This window comes from Bacillus sp. UNC437CL72CviS29 (assembly GCF_000482345.1).
Classification (GTDB): Bacteria; Bacillota; Bacilli; order Bacillales; family Bacillaceae_G; genus Bacillus_A; species Bacillus_A arachidis.
Map to the genome: position 1 here is coordinate 1 of NZ_AXVB01000043.1, position 4,459 is coordinate 4,459.

General features: G+C 32.5%; 1 protein-coding gene and 1 pseudogene. One reads left to right on the forward strand and one right to left on the reverse strand.

Translation table 11 applies throughout. From position 1 onward, the window contains the following. A partial coding sequence (locus M014_RS27365) for a PAS domain S-box protein (protein WP_035415615.1) occupies positions 1-2,370 on the reverse strand: 2,370 nt, incomplete at its 3' end. Positions 2,371-3,987: 1,617 nt separating this feature from the next. Here M014_RS27365 and M014_RS30260 point away from each other — a divergent pair. Continuing rightward, positions 3,988-4,459, forward strand: a pseudogene (locus M014_RS30260) (transposase); the annotation flags it as partial.

Here is a 4,459-nt window from a genome sequence, read left to right on the forward strand (position 1 = left end):
TATCTTTCCTTGGTGCTTTTCGATAATTTTATAACAGATCATTAATCCTAAACCGATACCATTTTCTTTGATACTATAAAATGGTTCTCCTAGATAAGGTATACGATCTTTTTCAATTCCGCATCCGTAATCAGTAAATCGAATGTTTACCTGGTTTGTATCAGGTACATCTTCGATTTGAATCAAGATTTCCCCTCCTGTTGGAGTTGCTTCAATCGCATTTTTTAAGATGTTTATAAAAACTTGCTTTAATTGATTCCCTTCACAAAGGATGAATGAAGTATCAGATGTAAACTCAGTTGTAATTTGTATGTTGTTCATCATTGCTTGAGGCTGAAGTATCATTACAACTTGTTTCATTAATACATTCAGGTCATTTGTTTTAATTTCTAACGCCTGAGGTTTTGCTAGCGCCATAAATTCATTAGTAATACTACCTATTCGCTCAATCTCTGATAACACGATATCTATATAATGCTCACTGCCCTTATTTTCCGTTGTTTTTAGCAAATACATGAATCCTTTCATTGCTGTTAAAGGATTATTAATTTCATGGGCAATGGCAGTGGCTAATTGACCAACTACAGCAAGTTTCTCCGATTTTCGTAATAACTCCTCAGTTTTTAACCGTTCAGTGATATCTCGAGACATACTCAAGAAAACGTTTTTGCCGTTCAAATTAAACACACGGACACCAAATTCAGTTGTCATTCTTTTTCCTGTCGGAAACACAAATTCATCTTGCAAAGTGAAAGAAGTGTGTCCTTCTCTAATTTTTTCTAAAAATCTTTTGATCAATGGGGAATCTTGCGGAACAGTACTAGAAAATGGCATCGAGAGAAGCTCTTCTCTACTATATCCAAATCTTTTACAACCAACAGGATTTACTTCGATATATCGAGTTGGGACCTGATCTTCATCCAGTTCTACTACGTAAACCGCATCCGTTGCTTGTTCGATAAGTGCACGGTACTTCATTTCACTGTCTCTTAATTGTTGATGTAATTGATGTAGTTCTCTTTCTGCTTGTTTTCTTTCAGAAATGTCTCTACAAATTCCTGATAAAGCAATTACATTGCCCCTTAAATCTAGAATAGGTGAAACCGTCAAGCTTACATCAATGAGAGTTTTATCTTTTCGTTGTCTAACTGCTTCTAACCTAGTAATAACAGGGTCTTTTATATTGTTGTTTTTAATCTCTTTTATAAATTCTAAAGTTTGATTCATTAAAAAATCTGGTACGCAAGGTAATTTTTTTCCTAAGATTTCTTTTTCTGACCATCCAAATATCTTTTCGTAAGCTGTATTGGCTTGTATCATGTGTCCGTCTAAATCAAATATAGTGATAGCATCTACGTTATGATTAATAAATGATTCTAGCCGTTCTTTCGTTACCTTTAGTTCATTTTCTGCATTTTTTCTTTTCGTAATATCAACAGTAGAACCAACTACCTCAATCACAGTTCCCTCTCTTTTCACAGGCCTAAGAGAGAGCAACATAATAGTCTCATCATTTGGCCAAGGTAATTCGAAAGTGACTTCATTACCATCCCATGCTTGTTGATAATATTTTAGTAGTCGAGGTACTAAATGGAGTGGAACAATGGAGCGATCTACGGTAAGTAAACTCTTACCTACCACTTGTTCAGAGTAAAATCCATGTTGATAAAATAACTGTCCATCACATAAAGTATGAATAAAATTCCCATTCACTTTTTTAAATTTAAAAATACCTCCTTGCAGTTCATGTACGGTATCCCTTAATTCTTGTTTTGATTCTAGTAATGTTTCATTCGCTTTAGCTAAACTCTGTGTTAAACTATATAATTTTTGATGGGACTCCATAAGAAAAATACCAATTAATAGTCCTGAAGATATAAATAATGTACCCTGAATGTCAAGAAGGGTAAGTGATATAGATGGAAAAAAGAATTCAACCGCTAAATGGATTATAGTTAGATAAACAGCTAGATAGAGAAAGACTCTCTTAAAGGGATGAAGCTTCTTGAGATATGTTTCAAAAATAGTATATATAGTAGCTATTCCTAAAGAAACAATCAAAGATGGTCCCAAATTACCACCAAGATAGAAAATACGCATAATTATAATAAATGTTATTGTAATCCAACCAGCCGTACGACCAAAATAAATGTACGAAATTATAAGAGGAGCCATTCGGAGATCATAAAACAATCCCATGTGCTTAAAACTAAAAATCATCAAAATAGCAGCTATAATACCTGCATATATGCCTCCGAATAACTGAATTGATTTAGAATCCATTTTCCCAATAAATACATGGATAAAAAAAGTTAAACTAACTAGGAAAGCAAAAATAGATAGATTAATGAAGAATCCTGTGAAAAGCATGTAATTTCCCTCCTCCCATTGAATATATTCGACAAAAAATAAGAGAATCCTACAAATTGTATGATTATTAGACTAATTATTTAGAATGATAAGATCGTTTTAGGGGGAGATGCAAGAAATCGATAAGACCTAGATATACGTAGATTATAATTAAAAAAGATGATCAATTTGTAGGAAAAACACAATCAAAAAACATTTTCAACTTCTTATTCTTAGGAGAAGCGTCTGCATTTGGATAATTATTAGATGGAATGCTGTGTTTAAGCTTTAGTCCTTTTTGTGGTTGCGAATAATTGATAAAGTACTTACCCTTAATCGGTACATTTTAGGCAGGCATATGTCATCATCAAAAAGACACTCATATGAGTGTCTTTTTGATGATGACATATTATTGCGCGATAAGACGTTAGGTTCCCAATCTAACAAAATTGATAAAGAAGAACTTATATAAGTTGTTCGTATTTATTTTATCATATTGGTAGTAGTTCACTTTCATGCAATTATGCATATTTATTTAAATGAGTGGTGATGAAATTCTAACTCTTTTTCACTTCAAAAAATTATATGTGCATTAAAAACGGTCTCTCAGATTTGCGCATTTATTATTTTAATCAACTTGATGATAGGATAAGGTATTGAGGGAGGGAAAGTTCATTACAGTGGATAATAGAGTCCTTAAATTTAATTTGATGAATTTCAAAGGAGAATGGAGCAGTTTTTTTCTTTATTCTCAGATAAATCTTGTTATAATAACAAAGAAAGCGTATGGGTATAATGTATTATAAAAAAGAGAGTAGATAAAATGAAAACAACAGGAATAAATAGAAAAGTTGATGAATTATGTTTATCCAAACTTAAATCAAAAAACACTTAAAATATCAAGCTCCTAACATATTATATATGACTAATATGTTAGGAGCTTTTATTTTTGGTAATGAGTTTTGAGACTGAATTTGGATAGAAATAAGTAAAGTCCCATCAACGGTCGCTTTAGGTTCTTTCTTAATAGGCGGGGGTGGATATTTATGTTAAATAGAAGTGAAGTTGTGAAGATTTACACTTAAACTAAAGGGCAGTTTAGTCTAAGAAGGAATATGTGGTTGGGATGAAGAATATGGACCATAATTAGGTGTAATAAAGGGTAGGAGTTCATAATGGAGATTGCTTTGATAGTCCCTATACTTATTGTGGAGCAGGAGGAGCTGTGAAATTTTATGATAGCACTTGGATACACACCAACTATAATAGCGATTTTTTTCGCTTGATTTTACGCACCATTAGTAGGAATTGTTGTTGTTTTTTTCTTTATATTATCGTTTTTCTTATGAAAATTTCAATAAATCGAACAAACTTTTGAATAGATTAAAAGATAGTGGTAATTGAATATATAAGTTCTTGAAATGCTGTACTTAAACTATAGGGTGCGATAGTTTGAGATTACATTTTTGGGTAAATCAAAAATTTGAAGGTGCGAACTAGGAGTTATTTATATAATGTGAGAAAAGCTGTGAAGTTAATTGATAGGTTATAAAGCAATGCTTGGATGGGCTACACTGAACTAGACAAAAAAATTAAGGTCAAGTAGACTACAACTAATATATTTGAGGAGAATCTACTATGACGAAAAATAAAAGAGAAAGAAGAACCTTTACAGCAGAATTTAAACACCAAATGGTTCAACTGTATCAAAATGGTAAACCAAGGAAAGACATCATTAAAGAATACGGACTAACACCATCATCATTGGATCGATGGATCAATCAAAATCATACGTCTGGCTCATTTAAAGAGAAAGACAATAAGACGGCTGAACAACTAGAATTGGAAGCGTTGAGAAAGCAAAACAAACAGCTTCTTATAGAAAATGATATTTTAAAGCAAGCGGCGCTGATACTAGGACGAAAGTAAAAGTAGTGAAGAATAACCTACATAAATACTCGATATCAGCAATGTGTGATGTCCTACAATTATCAAGAGCAACGTATTATTATGAGGCAAAACAAGCACAAGATACAGTAGATGAATTGTCACCACTCGTGAAAGAAATCTTCCGAGAGAGCCGTCAGAACTATGGAACACGAAAGATAAA